This window comes from Streptomyces yunnanensis, from assembly GCF_029011865.1.
Lineage (GTDB): Bacteria > Actinomycetota > Actinomycetes > Streptomycetales > Streptomycetaceae > Streptomyces > Streptomyces yunnanensis.
Window position 1 is genome coordinate 4,644,616 of record NZ_CP095749.1, and the last position, 16,221, is coordinate 4,660,836.

The 16,221-nt window shown below is 74.3% G+C and carries 19 protein-coding genes and 1 pseudogene; 16 read left to right on the forward strand and 4 right to left on the reverse strand.

Going from position 1 to position 16,221, the window contains the following annotated elements:
* Window position 1: 1 nt before the first annotated feature.
* Window positions 2-1,132 (forward strand): methyltransferase domain-containing protein, encoded by a 1,131-nt coding sequence (locus MOV08_RS19990; RefSeq protein WP_275308379.1) that lies wholly within the window; start codon window positions 2-4, stop codon window positions 1,130-1,132.
* Here the strand turns inward: MOV08_RS19990 and MOV08_RS19995 are convergent.
* Entirely contained in the window at window positions 1,027-1,848 is an 822-nt protein-coding gene (locus MOV08_RS19995) for a helix-turn-helix transcriptional regulator (RefSeq protein WP_275308381.1), read from the reverse strand. The two genes, MOV08_RS19990 and MOV08_RS19995, sit on opposite strands and share 106 nt — an antisense overlap.
* 134 nt (window positions 1,849-1,982) lie before the next feature.
* Between MOV08_RS19995 and MOV08_RS20000 the strand changes: the two genes are divergently transcribed.
* Genes MOV08_RS20000 through MOV08_RS20010 form a run of 3 tightly spaced genes read left to right on the forward strand, consistent with a single transcriptional unit; the run spans window position 1,983 to window position 4,971 of the window.
* Window positions 1,983-3,518 (forward strand): MFS transporter, encoded by a 1,536-nt coding sequence (locus MOV08_RS20000; protein WP_275308382.1) that lies wholly within the window; start codon window positions 1,983-1,985, stop codon window positions 3,516-3,518.
* Window positions 3,519-3,544: 26 nt separating this feature from the next.
* The gene (locus tag MOV08_RS20005) at window positions 3,545-3,796 is read left to right on the forward strand and encodes a hypothetical protein (RefSeq protein ID WP_039634406.1); all 252 of its coding nucleotides are present in this window, start codon (window positions 3,545-3,547) and stop codon (window positions 3,794-3,796) included.
* 11 nt (window positions 3,797-3,807) lie between these two features.
* The gene (locus tag MOV08_RS20010; RefSeq protein WP_039634408.1) at window positions 3,808-4,971 is read left to right on the forward strand and encodes an SPFH domain-containing protein; all 1,164 of its coding nucleotides are present in this window, start codon (window positions 3,808-3,810) and stop codon (window positions 4,969-4,971) included.
* A 62-nt stretch (window positions 4,972-5,033) separates the two neighbouring features.
* Here the strand turns inward: MOV08_RS20010 and MOV08_RS20015 are convergent, their stop codons facing one another.
* Window positions 5,034-5,525 (reverse strand): MarR family winged helix-turn-helix transcriptional regulator, encoded by a 492-nt coding sequence (locus tag MOV08_RS20015; RefSeq protein WP_039634410.1) that lies wholly within the window; start codon window positions 5,523-5,525, stop codon window positions 5,034-5,036.
* 254 nt (window positions 5,526-5,779) lie between these two features.
* On the opposite strand from MOV08_RS20015, the pseudogene MOV08_RS20020 reads away from it, so the two are divergent.
* The 3 genes and pseudogenes from MOV08_RS20020 (at window position 5,780) to MOV08_RS20030 (ending at window position 7,811) form a co-directional block, all read left to right on the forward strand.
* Window positions 5,780-6,990 (forward strand): annotated as a pseudogene (locus MOV08_RS20020) (cytochrome P450).
* Window positions 6,991-7,043: 53 nt separating this feature from the next.
* Window positions 7,044-7,238, forward strand: coding sequence for a ferredoxin (locus MOV08_RS20025; protein ID WP_275308384.1), 195 nt, complete (start codon window positions 7,044-7,046; stop codon window positions 7,236-7,238).
* A 222-nt stretch (window positions 7,239-7,460) separates the two neighbouring features.
* Window positions 7,461-7,811 (forward strand): hypothetical protein, encoded by a 351-nt coding sequence (locus MOV08_RS20030; protein WP_275308386.1) that lies wholly within the window; start codon window positions 7,461-7,463, stop codon window positions 7,809-7,811.
* A 94-nt stretch (window positions 7,812-7,905) separates the two neighbouring features.
* Here MOV08_RS20030 and MOV08_RS20035 read toward each other — a convergent pair whose 3' ends face one another.
* Window positions 7,906-8,802 (reverse strand): helix-turn-helix domain-containing protein, encoded by an 897-nt coding sequence (locus MOV08_RS20035; RefSeq protein WP_239010100.1) that lies wholly within the window; start codon window positions 8,800-8,802, stop codon window positions 7,906-7,908.
* A gap of 85 nt (window positions 8,803-8,887) precedes the next feature.
* Here MOV08_RS20035 and MOV08_RS20040 point away from each other — a divergent pair, with 85 nt between their 5' ends.
* From MOV08_RS20040 to MOV08_RS20080, 9 genes are all read left to right on the forward strand, one after another.
* Window positions 8,888-9,943, forward strand: a complete 1,056-nt coding sequence (locus MOV08_RS20040) for an NAD(P)-dependent alcohol dehydrogenase (protein WP_039634421.1) — start codon at window positions 8,888-8,890, stop codon at window positions 9,941-9,943.
* 218 nt (window positions 9,944-10,161) lie between these two features.
* On the forward strand, window positions 10,162-10,332 hold the full coding sequence (gene rpmF / locus MOV08_RS20045) for a 50S ribosomal protein L32 (RefSeq protein ID WP_039634423.1): 171 nt from the start codon (window positions 10,162-10,164) through the stop codon (window positions 10,330-10,332).
* A gap of 7 nt (window positions 10,333-10,339) precedes the next feature.
* Window positions 10,340-11,584, forward strand: a complete 1,245-nt coding sequence (locus MOV08_RS20050; protein ID WP_275308388.1) for a GTP-binding protein — start codon at window positions 10,340-10,342, stop codon at window positions 11,582-11,584.
* Between the two features lie 189 nt (window positions 11,585-11,773).
* Window positions 11,774-12,271 carry an LAETG motif-containing sortase-dependent surface protein gene (locus MOV08_RS20055; protein ID WP_275308389.1) on the forward strand — a complete coding sequence of 166 codons (498 nt, stop codon included), beginning with the start codon at window positions 11,774-11,776 and terminating at the stop codon, window positions 12,269-12,271.
* Window positions 12,272-12,297: 26 nt separating this feature from the next.
* Window positions 12,298-12,978: an RNA polymerase sigma factor gene (locus tag MOV08_RS20060; protein ID WP_275308391.1), complete on the forward strand. Its 681-nt coding sequence runs from the start codon at window positions 12,298-12,300 to the stop codon at window positions 12,976-12,978.
* Window positions 12,975-13,532, forward strand: a complete 558-nt coding sequence (locus MOV08_RS20065; RefSeq protein ID WP_275308393.1) for a hypothetical protein — start codon at window positions 12,975-12,977, stop codon at window positions 13,530-13,532. Before MOV08_RS20060 ends, MOV08_RS20065 begins: the two co-directional genes overlap by 4 nt.
* A 45-nt stretch (window positions 13,533-13,577) precedes the next feature.
* Window positions 13,578-14,228 (forward strand): DUF4232 domain-containing protein, encoded by a 651-nt coding sequence (locus MOV08_RS20070; protein WP_275308394.1) that lies wholly within the window; start codon window positions 13,578-13,580, stop codon window positions 14,226-14,228.
* Between the two features lie 177 nt (window positions 14,229-14,405).
* Window positions 14,406-14,702, forward strand: coding sequence for a type II toxin-antitoxin system VapB family antitoxin (locus MOV08_RS20075; protein ID WP_003986294.1), 297 nt, complete (start codon window positions 14,406-14,408; stop codon window positions 14,700-14,702).
* Between the two features lie 132 nt (window positions 14,703-14,834).
* Window positions 14,835-15,476, forward strand: a complete 642-nt coding sequence (locus tag MOV08_RS20080; RefSeq protein WP_275308396.1) for a LytR C-terminal domain-containing protein — start codon at window positions 14,835-14,837, stop codon at window positions 15,474-15,476.
* A 66-nt stretch (window positions 15,477-15,542) separates the two neighbouring features.
* Here the strand turns inward: MOV08_RS20080 and upp are convergent, their stop codons facing one another.
* Window positions 15,543-16,178, reverse strand: coding sequence for a uracil phosphoribosyltransferase (upp, locus tag MOV08_RS20085; RefSeq protein ID WP_039634434.1), 636 nt, complete (start codon window positions 16,176-16,178; stop codon window positions 15,543-15,545).
* Between the last annotated feature and the right edge of the window lie 43 nt (window positions 16,179-16,221).

The window sequence follows — 16,221 nt, forward strand, 5'->3', positions numbered from 1 at the left end:
CATGAACGCGCCGGACCAGCCCCAATCCCCCGCCGGATCCCCGGACTTCCCTGCCTCCTCGGCACCGGACACGCCGCCACCCCCGTACGCGTACGCGTCACCGTCACCGGCCCCGCATCCGTCCCCCTCCCCGCATCCGTCCCCGTCACCGTCCCCGCGTCCGTCCCGGCTCTCCTCCCCCGCCTACGTCCACGGCTACTCCGACCGGGAGGCGCGCCGCCTCGGCGACCAGGCCGACACCCTGGCGCAGCTGCTCCACGCCGGGACCGCCTACCCGGCCGGGAGCACCGTCCTGGAGGTCGGCTGCGGGGTCGGCGCGCAGACCCTGCACCTGGTCAACGGCAGTCCGGGGGCCCGCATCGCCGCCCTCGACCGCTCCGCGGCCTCGCTCGACCAGGCCCGCGCCCAGCTTGCCGCGCACGCCCCGCACGCGGCGGCCAACGTCACCTGGCACCGCGCCGACCTGCACCGACTCCCCTTCTCCGACGCCTCCTTCGACCACGTCTTCCTCTGCTTCGTCCTGGAGCACCTCCCCGACCCCGTCCGCGCGCTGACCGGACTGCGGCGCGTACTGCGCCCCGGCGGCACCCTCACCGCCATCGAGGGCGACCACGGCTCGGTGGTCTTCCACCCGGACAGCCCGGCCGCCCGCCGGGTGATCGACCACCAGGTCCGCCTCCAGGCGGCGGCCGGCGGGAACGCCCTGGTCGGGCGGCAGTTGCACCCCCTGCTCACCGGGGCCGGTTTCGCGGACGTCGCCGTCCGGCCCCGTACCGTCTACGCGGACGCGAGCCGGCCCGGCCTCGTCTCCGGCTTCACCCGCCGCACCTTCATCGCCATGGTCGAATCCGTCCGGGACGAGGCTCTCGCCGCCGGGCTGACCGCGCCCGCCGACTGGGACCGCGGCATCACCGACCTACGGCGCTCCGCGGAGCCCGGTGGCAGCTTCCACTACACGTTCTTCAAGGCCGTGGCCGTCCGGCCCGCCGACGGCCCGGCGGACGGGGACGGTCGGGGTCGGTCGGGTCAGCACTCCCGCAGCGCGGGCAGCTTCTCCCGCGTCGGCTCGTCGTGCGGCATGCACACGAACAGCTTGACCCCGGGCGCCTCCAGCGCCGCCAGCTTCACATAGTCGAAGGTCAGCGCCCCGACCCGCGGATGGCGGAACTCCCGCCGGGTGCTTCCGAAGTCCGCGAGGTGGTGCGCCTGCCACCACCGGGTGAACTCCGGGCTGCACGCGGAGAGTTCCCGGATCAGCCGTTCGGCCCGGGGATCGCCGAACCGCTCGCCGGCGTCCGCCCGGAACTGGGCGACGAGGTCCCGCGCCTGGCCCTCCCAGTCGACCAGGAGCGTCCGCATCGCCGGGTCGGTGAAGACCACCCGGAGCAGGTTCCGCTCGTCGGGCGCCAGCCGGCCGGGATCGCCGATCAGCCCGGCCTCGGCGCGGTTCCAGGCCACCAGGTCCCAGTTGGCGTCGAGCAGGTAGGCCGGGTGCGGGTCCAGTGCGTCCACCAGCCGCTGGAGGGCGGGCCCGGGGCCGGAGCGGTCCGGCTGCTCCGGGGGCAACTCGCCTGCCAGTGCGTACAGATGGCGCTGCTCGACCGGGCCGAGCATCAGGGCCCGCGCCAGGCTGGCCAGGACCTGCCGGCTGACGCCGATGTCCCGGGCCTGTTCCAGCCAGGTGTACCAGGTGACGCTGACGCCGGAGAGCTGGGCGACCTCTTCGCGCCGCAGCCCGGGGGTCCGCCGCCGGGGCCCGGCCAGGATGCCCGCCTCCCGCGGGGTGATCCGTTCCCGGCGGGCGCGCAGGAACTCCGCCAGGGCGCGCCGCCTGTCCTCGTCGGCCATGGCCCTCCCCCAGGGCGGCGGCGCCCGGCCGGTGACGGATCTCCGGCCAGTGGTGCGCGCGCGGTCGGTGGTAGCGAAAACACCAGCATAATCGGTCTCTGTACGGCCGTTCGGGGCTGCGCGAGCGTTGCGGCATGGCTCAGACATCACGTCCGGCCGGGGCCGTGCACAGCGCCCCGGCCCCTCTTCCCACGCCGCCCGCGGCGGCTTCCCGGGGCGTCCTCGCCCTCATCCTCACCGGCGCCTTCGTGGCCGTCCTGGACACCTTCATCGTGCTGGTGGCGGCCCCGGCCATCCAGGCGGACCTGCACGCCTCCGACGCCGACGTCCAGCTGATCCTGGCCGGCTACCAACTCACCTACGCCATCGCGCTGATCACCGGCGCCCGGCTCGGCGACCGCTTCGGCCGCAAGCGGCTGTTCCAGTGGGGGATGGCGCTGTTCACGCTCTCCTCCGTGGGCTGCGCGCTGGCGCCCGACGCGGGCGTGCTGATCGCCGCGCGGCTCGTCCAGGGGCTCTCCGCGGCCGCGATGTTCCCGCAGGTCTTCGCGATGCTCCAGGTGCTGGTGCCGGCCGAGCGGCGGTCCCGGGCGTTCGGGGCGCTGGGGGCGGTGATCGGCATCGCCGGCGCGGTGGGGCAGCTGCTGGGCGGCGTCCTGGTCTCCGCCGACCTGTTCGGCTCCTCCTGGCGCCCGGTCTTCTGGGTCAACGTGCCCGTCGGCCTGGTGGCGCTGGCGCTCACCGCGCGGTACGTGCCCGAGACGCGCGCCCCGCAAGCGCGCCGCCTGGACCTGCCCGGGGCCGGGGTGCTGACCCTGGCGCTGGCGCTGCTGGTCGTGCCGCTGGTCGAGGGGCGGGCCGCCGGCTGGCCCCGGTGGACGTGGTTCAGCCTGGCCGCCAGTGTGCTGGCGTTCGTGGCGTTCGCCCTGGTGGAGCGGCGGGTGGACGCGTCCGGTGGGGCGCCGCTGGTGCGGCTGCGGCTGTTCCGGGAGCGGCCCTTCGCGGTCGGCATGAGCCTGGTGCTCCTCGCCTACGCCGGCATCAACTCCTTCTTCCTGGTCTTCTCGCTCACCCTCCAGGACGGACTGGGGCAGGACGCCCTCGGCGCCGGGCTGTTCTACCTGCCGTTCGCGGTGGTCTTCCTCGCCACCAGCCTGCTGGCCGGGCGGCTCGCCCGCTTCGGACGGCGGGTGCTGCAGGTCGGCGCCCTGATCACCTTCCTCGGCTTCGCCAGCACCGTCGTGACGGCCGCCACCGCCGGACCGGAGCTGACCGCCTGGCGGCTGGTCCCGACCCTGGCCCTGGTCGGCGCCGGCAACGGCCTGCTGGTCACCCCGCTGCTGAGCGCGGTCCTCGCCGGCGTCCGCCCCGAGGAGACCGGGATGGCCTCCGGCCTCCTCTCCACCGGCCAGCAGGTCGGCGGCGCGGTGGGCGTGGCCGTCCTCGGTGTCCTCTTCTACGGTGCCCTCGGCCCCGCCGCCCACCAGGACGCCGCCGCCTACGGCCACGCCATGATGTGGGCCCTGACCGCCAACGCCGCCCTCGCCGGGCTGGTCTCGCTGCTGCTGCCGTTCCTCCCGGACCCTGCGCACCACCGCAACGGCGCACCAACTCGCCGCCGTCCCGCCATAGGCCGCCGTGCACCGGAGCGCTATCGTCAGATCGAATAGAACGGAACGGGGGAGGGCAGCGATCGATGGCCCGGGATGAAGCCGTGATCGGCTGTACCGGAGTGCTGCTGATCGGCACGCGTGGAGCTGCCGGACCCGGTGAGGTTCTGGTGCGGATCCGAGGCGGCTCCGAGACGTTCCTCGCCTGGTCCGCCGAGCCCCTTCCCGTCGGGGCGGCCGTGCTCGTGATCGAGTCCCGTGGCCATCGCCAGGTCAACGTCATGGAGTGGGTCGATCCGTTGGACGCGTCGGCCGGCGACCCCGGCGACGCAGGTTGAGGAGACGAGTGATGTTCGGTTACCGCGTTCCTGCCCCTGATCAAGCCATGCTGATCTCCGGTGGCAGGCGGGGGCAGGGCGGTGCGCCATTCCGGGTGGTGACCGGCCACGGCAAGTTCGTGCTGCCGGTGTTCCGCAAGGTCCGCTTCCTGACGCTGGCGCTGTGCGAGTCCGAGGTCGCCGAGAAGTGCGTGACCCGGCAGGGCATCGCGCTCACGGTGCGTGCCGTGATCGCTTTCAAGGTCGGCAACGACACCGAGAGCATCGTCAACGCCGGCCAGCGCTTCCTGTCTGACCAGGACCAGATGTCGATCCTGACCGGCCGGATCTTCGCCGGTCATCTGCGCTCCATCATCGGCTCGATGACGGTCGAGGAGATCGTCACCGAACGGCAGAAGCTGGCCACCGAGGTCCTGGAGACGTCCAAGACCGAAATGGCCAAGATCGGCCTGATCGTGGACTCGTTGCAGATCCAGTCGATCGACGACGGCGACACCGGCTACATCGAGGCGATGTCCGCCCCGCACAAGGCGGCCATCCAGCGCCAGGCGCAGATCGCCCAGGCCCAGGCCACCCAGGCGTCCGTCGAGGCGCAGCAGGAGGCGGCGCGCAACCAGGCCGAGTACTCCCGCCAGACCGCGGTGGTCCAGGCCGAGTACTCCGCCGAGGTGGACCGCGCGCAGGCCCGCGCCGCGCAGGCCGGCCCGCTCGCCCAGGCCCACGCCCAGCAGGAGGTGTTGGCCGCCCAGACCGAGCTGGCCGAACGCCGCGCCCGGCTGCGCCAGCAGGAGCTGGTCGCCGAGGTCGTCAAGCCCGCCGAGGCGGAGGCCGAGCGCATCAAGCTGCTGGCCACGGCCGAGGCCGAGCGGATGAAGATCCAGGCCGAGGCCGCCGCCTCGCACGACCGGGTGGCCCTGGACCGGATGCTGATCGACCAGCTCCCGCAGATCGTCAAGGAGGCGTCCGCGGGCCTGGCCAACGCCAACGTCAACGTCCTCAACGGCACCGACGGCCTCGGCGAGATCGCCGCCGGCCTGGTCGGCCAGGGCCTGACCATCCTGGACTCGGTCCGCCGCAACCTCGGCACCGCGGCCTCGTCCGACACCGCGGGCGGCGGGACCGGCTCCGCCAACGGCAACGGCACCGCGCACAGCGGCCGCGTCGAGATCGAGTAGCTCCGACGCCGACCGGCGCCCGGGGGCGGTCGCCTCGCGGCCGACCCCCGCGCTGCTCGTCGCTACGCCCCGCGGCCCCGCGGCTCCTCCATGTGCGACTCGCGGACGTAGACCACGAGGCGGTCCAGCACCGCCTTGGTGGTGTCCAGGTCGGCGTCGTCGAAGTCGCTGAGCGCCTGGCGCAATCCGTCCAGCCTGGCCTGCCGGAAACTCTCCAGGACGGCCCTGCCGTGCGGTGTGATCGCGATCCGGCGGACCCGCCGGTCCAGCTCGTCCAGGGTGCGCTCGACGAGGTTCTGCGCCTCCAACTGGCTGATCTGCCGGGTGACATGCGGCGGTTCGACCATCATCTGCACCGCGAGGTCGCCGACCCGACTGACGCCTCCGCTGTCCTCCAGCGCCATCAGCAGATACAGGTCGGAGCGGCCGGCCGTGACCCCCGCCCGGCTCGCCTGCCGCTCGTGCGCCTGCGAGCGGGTGAGCAGGTAGGACAGCGTAGCCAGCACTTTTTGCAGGGCGATGGTGGAGTCCTGGTGGAGCGCGGGGTCCGGCATGGGGGAACTGTAGCGGGCCCGATCCTCGGATCGGCCGCTTCGCCTACCAGGATCCGGCCACCCTGGACCCCTCCCCCGAGGACCGGCCGACGGCGGTGCCCCGTCGCCCGTCGTCGGCCCTTGCACCACGCGGTTTGAGCCAACATCGGACCGGCCGCGTTCCCTCCTTCCCTCCTCCACCCGACCCGGGTTAGCGTGACGAACAACTTAGTTACCTACGTTAGGTAATTAACTCACGCGGAAGGACCGGCCGCATGACGACCGCAGAACGCACCGCTCCCCCCGACGCCCTCTCCGTCCCGGCCAGCCGCGCCCCGGGCTGCCCCTTCGACCCCGCCCCGGGCATCACCGACGCGGCCCGCACCGAACCGATCACCCGGCGACGCTCTGGGACGGCTCCGCATGCTGGCTGGTGACGAGCCATCAGGACGTCCGGACGGTACTCGGCGACCCGCGCTTCAGCGCCGACGCCCACCGCCCCGGCTTCCCCTTCCTCACCGCCGGCGCCCGCGAAATCGTCGGCACCAGCCGGACGTTCATCCGCATGGACGACCCGGACCACGCCCGGCTGCGCCGGATGCTCACCGCCGACTTCATGGTCAAGAAGGTCGAGGCGATGCGCCCCGAGGTGCAGCAGCTCGCCGACGACCTGCTCGACCGGATGACCGCCGGGCGCACCTCCGCCGACCTGGTCACCGACTTCGCGCTGCCGCTGCCGTCCCTGGTGATCTGCCTGCTGCTCGGCGTCCCCTACGAGGACCACGAGTTCTTCCAGGAGCGGAGCCGGATCCTGCTCTCCCTGCGGTCGACGCCCGAAGAGGTCCGGGCCTCCCAGGACGAGCTGGTGGAGTACCTGACCCGGCTGGCCCAGGCCAAGCGGGAGAAGCCGGACGACGGCATCGTCAGCCGCCTGGTCGCCCGCGGCGAACTCGCCGACGGGGACATCGCCACCATGGGGCGCCTGCTGCTGGTAGCCGGCCACGAGACGACCGCCAACATGACCGCCCTGTCCACCCTCGCCCTGCTCCGCAACCCCGACCAACTCGCCCGGCTGCGCGCCGAGCCCGCCCTCGTCAAAGGTGCCGTCGAGGAGCTGCTGCGCTACCTGACGATCGTGCACAACGGCGTCCCTCGGATCGCCACCGAGGACGTCGTCATCGGCGAGCGCACCATCCGCGCCGGCGAGGGCGTCCTGTGCATGATCAACTCCGCCAACCGGGACGCCGGGGTCTTCCCCGACGCCGATGGCCTCGACGTGGCCCGGGACGCCCGCCGCCACGTGGCTTTCGGCTTCGGCGTCCACCAGTGCCTGGGGCAGCCGCTGGCCAGGGTGGAGCTCCAGATCGCCGTGGAGACCCTGATCCGCCGGCTTCCGGAGCTGCGGCTGGCCGTGCCCTACGAGGAGATCCCGTTCCGCGACGACATGGCGATCTACGGGGTCCACTCGCTGCCGATCGCCTGGTAGTCCCGGCGCCCCGCCCCCCGACCACCGTTCACCACGCACCACTTGGGAGCATCATGCGCATCCACGCCGACCAGGAGAAGTGCTGCGGCGCCGGCAGCTGCGTCCTCGCCGCGCCGGACGTCTTCGACCAGCGGGAGGAGGACGGCATCGTGGTCGTCCTCGACCCCGCGCCGCCGGCCGCGCTCCACGACGCGGTCCGCGAGGCGGTGGCCATCTGCCCGGCCGCCGCGATCACGGTGACCGACTGACCCACCGACCCGACAGCCGCAGGGCCGACCGACGGACCGACCCACCGGCGCCCCGCTTCCCGCCCCGACCGCGGGACCCGGGGCGGGCCGCCGAAACCCCTCCCGGCCGAGGGATCGATTCGGCGCCCTCCCTTCGAGGGACGGCAGGCATCACCGGACGTCCGAGCGGGCAGCGAACCAGCCCGCACCACGCCAACTTCCTTGGCCCGAAAGGACGTGACGATGCGCCGCCTCCGTCGCACGCTGGCCGCCGCGGCCGGCTCAGCGGCCCTCGCGCTGGCCCTGCCCACCGCCTCGGCCCACGCCGCCACCGGCTACTTCAGCTACGTCTACGAGGCCCCGGGCGGCGGGGCGCGACCCGGCTTCCTCGTCGCCCCGCCGAGCGGGAGGTGCGTCACGCTCCCCGAGGCGATCCAGGAGTACCTGCCGCCCGCGCACTCGCCGCGCAACCACACCGCGTCCACCGCCACGGTCTTCGCCGGCCCCGACTGCACCGGCGCCCACTTCACCCTGCGCCCGGAGGGCGGCCACGGCTCGGAGCGGCTCAAGCTCCGTTCGGTGCTCTTCTCCTGAGCCCCGTTCCTCCCCGACCCGGGCCCGTCCGAGAGGCGTACAGCCGCCACGCCCCTCGGACGGGCCCGCCCACGTCTCGACGGCCCTGCACGCCCTACACCGGCAGGCCGGCCGCCAGCGTCCGCAGCGCCGCCTCGGACGGCGAGCCCGGCGCGGCGTGGTGGGTCACCAGCGTCTGCCCGGGTTCGGCCGCCACGAGCAGCGTCTCGTAGGTGAGGGTCAGCGGGCCCGCCACCGGGTGGTCCAGCTGCTTCACGCCGAAGCCCTTGTCCCTGATGTCGTGCCGGGCCCAGAACCGTCGGAACTCCTCGCTGTGCACGGTCAGTTCGGTGATCCGCGCGGTCAGCGCGGGGTCGTCCGGGATCCGCGCCAGCTCCTGCCGGAGCAGCGAGACCGTCACCTCCGCCTTGTCCTCCCAGTTCACGTACAGCGCGCGGGTCGCCGGGTCCAGGAAGACCTGCCAGGCCAGGTTGCGCCGCTCGGGCGGCAGCGCCGGGAAGTCGCCGAACACGGCGCGGCCCAGCCCGTTCCAGCCGATGATGTCCAGCCGTCGGCCCACCACGAACGCGGGGACCAGCTCCAACGCGTCCAGCAGCTGCCGGCACGCGGGCCCCACCCGCTGCGGGCCGGCGACCGGCCGGGCCCGGCGGGGGACCGGGCGGACCAGGTGCCGCAGGTGGTCGCGCTCGGCCGGGGTCAGCCGCAGCGCGGTGCCGAGCGCCGCCAGCACGGCGTCCGAGACGTTCTGGCCGTGGCCCTGCTCCAGCCGCGTGTAGTACGCCACGCTCACCCCGGCCAGCTGCGCCAGCTCCTCGCGGCGCAGTCCCGGCACCCGGCGCCGCGCGCCGCGCTCGGGCAGCCCGACGTCCCCGGGCCGCAGCCGGGCCCGCCGCGAGCGCAGGAAGTCGCTCAGCTCGGTGCGCCGGTCGACGACCACCGGCGCCGGCCGCCCCGCCCGGCCGCCGGGCCCCGCGGGCTTCCCGCCCCCCAAGGGGGTTCCGTCAGTAGTAGGCACGCCATGCATACGTTCAAGGGTGCACTGGTTGGGCGGGGCGGAACGACACATCCTCGGTGGCATGACCCACACCTCTGTCGCCGCGTACGCCGCGCCCGCACCGAAGGCACCGCTGGAGCGGATCACGATCCCGCGCCGCGAGCTGGGTGCCCACGACATCCTGATCGACATCAAGTTCTCCGGCATCTGCCACTCCGACATCCACACCGTGCGCGCCGAGTGGGGCGACGGCGGGAACTTCCCGATCGTGCCCGGCCACGAGATAGCGGGCGTGGTCGCCGCGACCGGTTCCGAGGTCACCCGCTACCAGGTGGGCGACCGGGTCGGCGTCGGCTGCTTCGTCGACTCCTGCCGCAGCTGCGAGAACTGCCGGGCCGGCCTGGAGCAGTACTGCACCGGCGAGCTCGGCACCGTCAACACGTACAACGACACCGACCGGCACGGTGAGATCACCTACGGCGGCTACGCCAGCCACCTGGTCGTCGACGAGAACTACGCGCTGCGCATCCCCGACGCGCTCCCGCTGGACGCCGCGGCCCCACTGCTGTGCGCCGGCATCACCCTCTACTCCCCGCTCGCCCACTGGCAGGCGGGCCCCGGCAGGAAGGTCGCCGTGGTCGGCCTGGGCGGCCTGGGCCACATGGGCGTCAAGATCGCGCACGCCATGGGCGCGGAGGTCACCGTCCTGAGCCAGTCGCTCCGCAAGAAGGACGACGGCCTGCGGCTCGGCGCCGACCACTACTACGCGACCAGCGACCCGGCCACCTTCGAGGCGCTGGCCGGCACCTTCGACCTGATCGTCAACACCGTCTCGGCCAACCTGGACCTCAACGCCTACCTGGGGCTGCTGCGCACCGACGGCACCCTGGTCCAGCTCGGCGCCCCCGAGAACCCGCTGCCCATCGCCCCGTTCGCGCTGATCGGCGGCCGGCGGTCGTTCGCCGGCTCGCTGATCGGCGGCATCGCGGAGACCCAGGAGATGCTCGACTTCTGCGCCGAGCACGGCCTGACCGCGGACATCGAGGTGATCGGCGCGGACCGGATCAACGAGGCGTACGAGCGGGTGCTGGCGAGCGACGTCCGCTACCGCTTCGTCATCGACGCCTCGACGATCTGACCCGTCGCGCCGCGCACCGGCGCGCCGACCTGTCGTACCGACGACCCGACGCACCGTGCGCGAGGTGAACGCCCGGGGCCGCCCCCACTGGCCGCCCCGGGCGTTTCGCGTGCCGTGACCCCTAGGCACCGCACCAACACTCTACTTGGAAATGGTAGCCATTTCCATATAGCCTCCGTCCCGACCGTCACCCACCCGACTCCCGGAGGCCCGCCACCATGGCCGTACCCAAGCGCAAGCTCTCCCGCAGCAACACCCGCCACCGCCGCGCCCAGTGGAAGGCCAGCGCCCCGCGGCTGGTGCCGCTCACCCTGGACGGCGTCGTGTACCAGGTGCCGCAGCACCTGGTGAAGGCGTACCGGCTCGGCCTGCTCGACCCGAAGGGCTGACCGGGCCATGACCCACCCCCGGCTGCCCGTCACCGTGCTCTCCGGCTTCCTGGGCGCGGGCAAGACCACCCTGCTCAACCACATCCTGGGCAACCGGGAGGGCCTGCGGGTCGCAGTGATCGTCAACGACATGAGCGAGGTCAACATCGACGCCGCGCTGGTCCGCGGCGGCGGGGCGGCGCTCTCCCGCACCGAGGAACGGCTGGTCGAGATGACCAACGGGTGCATCTGCTGCACCCTCCGCGACGACCTGCTGACGGAGGTCGACCGGCTGGCCCGGACCGGCCGCTTCGACTACCTGCTGATCGAGTCCAGCGGGATCTCCGAGCCGATGCCGGTCGCCGCCACCTTCGCCTTCCCGCGCGACGACGGCGCCACCCTGGGCGACCTGGCACGCCTGGACACCATGGTCACGGTCGTGGACGCGGCCAACTTCCTGCCCGAACTGGCCGGCGGCGACGCGCTGGTCGAGCGCGGCCTGGACCAGTACGAGGACGACGAACGCACGGTCAGCGACCTCCTCATGGACCAGATCGAGTTCGCCGACGTCCTCGTCCTGAACAAGACCGACCTGGTGGACCCGGCCACCGCCGCCCGCCTGCGCGCCACCCTCGCCCGCCTCAACCCGGCCGCCCGGGTCGTCCCCGCCCGGCGCGGCCGGGTGCCGCTCGCCGAGGTCCTGGGCACCGGCCGCTTCGACCTCGAACGCGCCCAGCAGGCGCCCGGCTGGGTGCGGGAGCTCAACGGCGACCACGTCCCGGAGACCGAGGAGTACGGCATCTCCAGCACCGTCTTCCGGGCCGACCGCCCCTTCCACCCGGGCCGCCTCTGGCGGTTCGTCACCGAGCGGATGGACAGCGGCGACTACGGCGACGTGCTCCGCTCCAAGGGCTTCTTCCGCCTCGCCACCCGGCCCGGCATCACCGGACTGTGGTCCCAGGCGGGCACGGTCGCCCGCTTCGAACCGTCCGGGACGGACGCCGACGACACCACCGACGGGACCGCCGGCGCCCCCGACGAGCCGCTCGGCCCGTCCGGCCAGGAACTCGTGTTCATCGGCACCGGCCTGCGCCCGGAGCCGCTGCGCGCCGCCCTCGCCGCCTGCCTGCTCGACCCCGGCGAGCCGGCGCCCACCGCGGCCGAGGACCCGTTCCCGGCCTGGGCGGTGCACGGCCCGGACGACGTCTGCGCGCCCGCCTCCGGGACGGCGGAGGCGCCCGCCGCCGTGCCCCGGCCCGCGGCGGCCGGCTGACATGCGGCGGCAGCCCCGCCCGGGGCCCGGGGCACCGGACCCCACCCGGCCACCGGATACGGTCGCGGGAGCGCCGGCGGCCCGCGGATAAGTTTTTCGCGCCGGGCGGCAACCCCGCCCCAGGCCGCACGTCGTCTCGGGTGAGGGCGCCCTCGGGCGCCACCCGTTGACGAACTGGAGCAGCCGACCGTGAACCCCTCCCGTACCGCGCGCACCTCCCGTACCGTCCGCCACCGCCTGAGCCGTTCGGCCGGTGCCGGACTGCTCGCCGCGATAGCGCTCACCACCGTCGCGACGGCCGGTACCGCCCAGGCCGCCACCGCCTCCTCGGGCCCGGCCGCCAGCGCCACGCCGTCGCCGGCCCCGACCAACCCCCCGGGCCACAGCGCCTCCCCCGTCCCCTCCCCCACCCTGCCGCCCGGCCACGGCGCCACCCCCTCGCCGGTCCCGACCCACCCCGCCGGCCACCGGCCGACCGCCACCCCGTCCTCGCCCGGCGACCGGCCGAGCCCCGTCCCCAGCCACCCCGGCAGCCGCCCCGCACCGGCCCCGGACGGCGGCCAGGGCAAGCAGCTCGCCAAGACCGGCGCCTCCTCGGCGACCACCCTCGCCCTGGGCGGCGGCGCGGCGGCCCTGATGCTCGCGGGCGGCGGCGCGCTCTACGCGGTCCGCCGGAACCGCGCCTGACCCCGCCCCGGTCCGCCCGAGGAACGATGGCCCACTACGCCCCGCACCCGGCCCCGGCACGGTTCGCCCTGCCGGGGCTCCGGCCTGCCGCCTGGCGCCGGCTGCTGCGCACCGTCCGCCGCGAGTCGCCGCCCCGCCACCCCGCGCCCCTCCATCAACTCCCGCTTCCCTCAGGGGAGTTGACCTACGAACGGGACGGCGCGCCGCCCCCGGAACCGCACCGCCCCACCCTCACCGAGCTCTACCACGCCCACCGGCTGAACATGGTCCGGCTGGCCGTCCTCCTCGTCGACGACCGGGCCACCGCCGAGGACGTCGTCCAGGACGCGTTCGCCGCCCTCTACAAACGCCACGGCGAACAGCTCGGCGAGGTCGACAACGCCCTCGCCTACCTGCGCACCGCGGTGGTCAACGCCGCCCGCTCGGTGCTGCGCCGCCGCCGCACCGCCCGCGACTACACCCCGCCGCACGAGGCCGCCGCGCCGTCCGCCGAGGAGCGGGTGGTCCTCGACGAGGAACACCGCGAGGTCTTCGCCGCGCTCGGCGGGCTCACCGCGCGCCGCCGCGAGGTCCTGGTCCTGCGCTACTGGGGCGACCTCACCGAAGCGCAGATCGCCGCGACCCTGGGCATCAGCCGCGGCGCGGTGAAGTCCCTGGCCAGCCGCGCCCTGGACGCGCTGGAGAAGATCCTGGAGGAACGGTCTTGAGCACCCGCGACCCCGCCCCCTGGGACACCGCCCCGCAACGGCCCGTCGAGGACCGACTGCGCCGCGCCCTCGCGGCCCGCGCCGACGCCGTCGACGCCCACGACCTCCGCCCGGCGGCGCCCCCCGGCCCCCACCTGCGCCGCGCCCGCCTCCCCCGGCCCGCCTTCCTCAGCCGGTTCCGGCCGCGCCGCCTCGTCCTGCCGCTGGCCGCCGCGGCGGGCGCCGCCGCCCTCGCCCTGGCCGCGCACCTCGCCACCGCCCCCGAGCGCCCGCCGGCCCGCCCGCTGCCCGCGTCCCCGCCGAGCCCCGCCACGCCCGCCCCGGACACCAGCACCCCGACCCCGACCCCGTCCGTCCCCGACCCGTCCCCGGACACCGCCCCCGGCGCCACCCGCACCCGCCCGGGCACCCCCTCCGGCCGCCCGCCGCACCGCACCGCGCCCCCCGTGCCCAGCGCGCACCCGACCGGCTGGCCGGGCCGCAGCGCCACCCCGACGCCGTCCGCGTCCGCCCCGCCCCCGCCGACCGGGAAAGCGACGCCCAGCGTTCGCTGACCGACCCTTGCCCGCCCCGTCCCCCCGTGCCCGAGAATCGTGCCCATGCCCTTCCGGCCCGCCCCTGCGTCCCCGTCCCCGCCCCGCCGCACCGACGCCGCCCGCCGCGCCCGCACCCTCGCCGCCGCCCTCCTGGCCGCCACCGCCCTGTCGCTCACCGCCTGCCAGGACGGCGGCGGCTACCGCGCCGCCCTCCCCCTGCGCGCCGCCTCCCCCGCCCCGTCCCCGCCCTCCGGCCCCGACCCCCGCGCCCGGGACGCCTGTACCCCCGAGATGCTGCGCTTCCACGCCGGCGCCGAGCCGCACCGCGCCCGCCACATGCTGCTGACCGTCACCAACATCTCGGACCGCACCTGCACCTTCGCCGCCCAGCCCTACCCCCTGCTGCACTTCGGCGACCACCGCCCGGGCCCGGTCCCGCCCCTCCCGTACAGCCGGCCGCACGCCCCCGTCGCGCTGCCGCCCGACGGCACCGCCTACGCCGTGGTGCTCACCGACACCCAACCCGGCGGGCCGGGCGGCCGGAGCGCCCCGCGCAGCACGGCCGAAAAGGCGTCCCAGTTCGGGGTCGCACTGGCCGAGCGCACCACCCCCGCGCAGGTCGGCGTCGACGGCCGCGGCCCGGTCCGGGTGGATCCAGACACCGCCGCGGTCACGTACTGGCAGCCGAGCCTGGCGGACGCCGTGCGGTGGTGAGCCGATCGGGCCCGCCGCGCCGCGCGACCACCGCGACCGGACGAGCGAGCGATAGCCCGTTCGTGCCGTATCAGCCAGCTCATCACCCACCAATGATCCGAAATTGCCGCGATTGATCTCGTTTGCTCCACCGCCTCCTGGCTGCGCCCGGTGCCCCCAGCCCGGTAGGCTTTCCGTGTGATCTTCAAGCGCATCGGAAATGGGCGGCCGTACCCGGACCACGGCCGGGAGAGCACCCGCCAGTGGGCGGACGTCGCCCCGCGCCCGGTACGCCTCGACCAGTTGGTGACCACCAAGCAGCAGCTCGACCTCGAAACGCTGCTCGCCGAGGACTCCACGTTCTACGGCGACCTCTTCGCGCACGTCGTGAAGTGGCAGGGTGACCTGTATCTGGAGGACGGCCTGCACCGGGCGGTCCGCGCTGCGCTCCAGCAGCGCCAGGTGCTGCACGCCCGCGTCCTCGAACTCGGCTGACGGCCGGCCGCCGCCCGCGTCCACCCCGACCACCGGCGTGGACGCCAGCTGAATTGGCCCACTCGGGTTTCCCACACACAACGCACTGATCATCTAGTAGGCACGGCACACGCCCGGCACTACGCTGCGGCCATGAGCATGCTGACGCCTCCCGGCATGGGCGGTAAATACCGCATCAAAGGCGACAGGTATCCGCGGATGCGCCGTCCCCGTCACCGTCGTCGCATCGTCCTCGGCATCGTGGCCGGCGCCTGCGCCCTGGGGCTGGTCGGCTGGGGAACCCTGCAGCTCATCGACGTCTTCGGCGGCAAGGGCAGTACGGCCCAGGCCGCGCAGGACAAGAGACATTGCCCGTCCGGCACCGCCGGCCGCGCGAGCGCCGCCCCGCCCGCCGCCAAGCCGCCCGCCCCGGCGTCCCTGACCGTCAACGTCTACAACGCCACCGAGCGCGCCGGACTCGCCAAGCGCACCGCCGACGAACTCCAAAAGCGCGGCTTCAAGATCGGCAAGGTGGGCAACGCCCCTGCCGCCTACGACAAGAAGGTCAACGGCACCGGCATACTGATCGGCCCCACGGCCGCCACCGTCGGCCCGCTGAAGGTGCTGGCCACCCAGCTGGCCGGAGCCCAACTGAAGACCGACGGCCGGCAGACCGCCGACCTCGACCTGATCATCGGCGGCGGCTTCAAGGCCCTCGCCACCCCGCAGGAGGCCACCGCGGCCCTGTCCCTGCTGACCCGCCCGACCCAGCCCCCGGCCACCGCCACGTGCTGAGCACACCACGGGGCCCCGCACCAGATTCGTGGTGCGGGGCCCCGTGGCACGCCGGGAAGGGGTGCCTCAGCCGGCGGTGCCGTACATCCGGTCGCCCGCGTCGCCCAGGCCCGGGACGATGTAGCGGTCCGCGTTGAGGTGCTCGTCGACGGCGGCGGTGACCACCGTGACCGGCGTGCCGGCCAGCTCGCGCTCCATGACCTCGACGCCCTCGGGCGCGGCCAGCAGACAGATCGCGGTGACGTCGTCCGCCCCGCGCTTGATGAGTTCCCTGATCGCCGCGACCAGCGTGCCGCCGGTGGCCAGCATCGGGTCGACGACGTACACCTGTCGACCCGACAGGTCGTCGGGCATCCGCGTGGCGTACGTGTGCGCCTCGTAGGTCTCCTCGTTGCGGACCATGCCCATGAAGCCGACCTCGGCGGTGGGCAGCAGCCGGACCATGCCGTCGAGCATCCCCAGACCGGCCCGCAGGATCGGCACGACCATGGGGCGGGGGTGGGACAGCCGCACGCCGGTGGTCGCCGTCACCGGCGTCTCGATGTCGACCTGCTCGGTGCGCACATCACGGGTGGCCTCGTAGGCGAGCAGGGTGACCAGCTCGTCGGCGAGCCGCCGGAAAGTCGGGGAGTCGGTGCGCTTGTCGCGCAGAGTGGTGAGTTTGTGCGCCACCAGCGGGTGGTCGACGACATGGATCCGCATGACATCGACAGTAACCGAGCCGCGGGGCCCCGGCGCCCGTCGC

What these genes read in the sequence shown, in the direction of transcription:
- MOV08_RS19990 (WP_275308379.1), top strand. Translation starts at nt 2, where the DNA reads ATGAACGCGCCGGACCAGCCCCAATCCCCCGCCGGATCCCCGGACTTC.
- MOV08_RS19995 (WP_275308381.1), bottom strand. Translation starts at nt 1,848, where the DNA reads ATGGCCGACGAGGACAGGCGGCGCGCCCTGGCGGAGTTCCTGCGCGCC.
- MOV08_RS20000 (WP_275308382.1), top strand. Translation starts at nt 1,983, where the DNA reads ATGGCTCAGACATCACGTCCGGCCGGGGCCGTGCACAGCGCCCCGGCC.
- MOV08_RS20005 (WP_039634406.1), top strand. Translation starts at nt 3,545, where the DNA reads ATGGCCCGGGATGAAGCCGTGATCGGCTGTACCGGAGTGCTGCTGATC.
- MOV08_RS20010 (WP_039634408.1), top strand. Translation starts at nt 3,808, where the DNA reads ATGTTCGGTTACCGCGTTCCTGCCCCTGATCAAGCCATGCTGATCTCC.
- MOV08_RS20015 (WP_039634410.1), bottom strand. Translation starts at nt 5,525, where the DNA reads ATGCCGGACCCCGCGCTCCACCAGGACTCCACCATCGCCCTGCAAAAA.
- MOV08_RS20025 (WP_275308384.1), top strand. Translation starts at nt 7,044, where the DNA reads ATGCGCATCCACGCCGACCAGGAGAAGTGCTGCGGCGCCGGCAGCTGC.
- MOV08_RS20030 (WP_275308386.1), top strand. Translation starts at nt 7,461, where the DNA reads ATGCGCCGCCTCCGTCGCACGCTGGCCGCCGCGGCCGGCTCAGCGGCC.
- MOV08_RS20040 (WP_039634421.1), top strand. Translation starts at nt 8,888, where the DNA reads ATGACCCACACCTCTGTCGCCGCGTACGCCGCGCCCGCACCGAAGGCA.
- rpmF (WP_039634423.1), top strand. Translation starts at nt 10,162, where the DNA reads ATGGCCGTACCCAAGCGCAAGCTCTCCCGCAGCAACACCCGCCACCGC.
- MOV08_RS20050 (WP_275308388.1), top strand. Translation starts at nt 10,340, where the DNA reads ATGACCCACCCCCGGCTGCCCGTCACCGTGCTCTCCGGCTTCCTGGGC.
- MOV08_RS20060 (WP_275308391.1), top strand. Translation starts at nt 12,298, where the DNA reads ATGGCCCACTACGCCCCGCACCCGGCCCCGGCACGGTTCGCCCTGCCG.
- MOV08_RS20070 (WP_275308394.1), top strand. Translation starts at nt 13,578, where the DNA reads ATGCCCTTCCGGCCCGCCCCTGCGTCCCCGTCCCCGCCCCGCCGCACC.
- MOV08_RS20080 (WP_275308396.1), top strand. Translation starts at nt 14,835, where the DNA reads ATGAGCATGCTGACGCCTCCCGGCATGGGCGGTAAATACCGCATCAAA.
- upp (WP_039634434.1), bottom strand. Translation starts at nt 16,178, where the DNA reads ATGCGGATCCATGTCGTCGACCACCCGCTGGTGGCGCACAAACTCACC.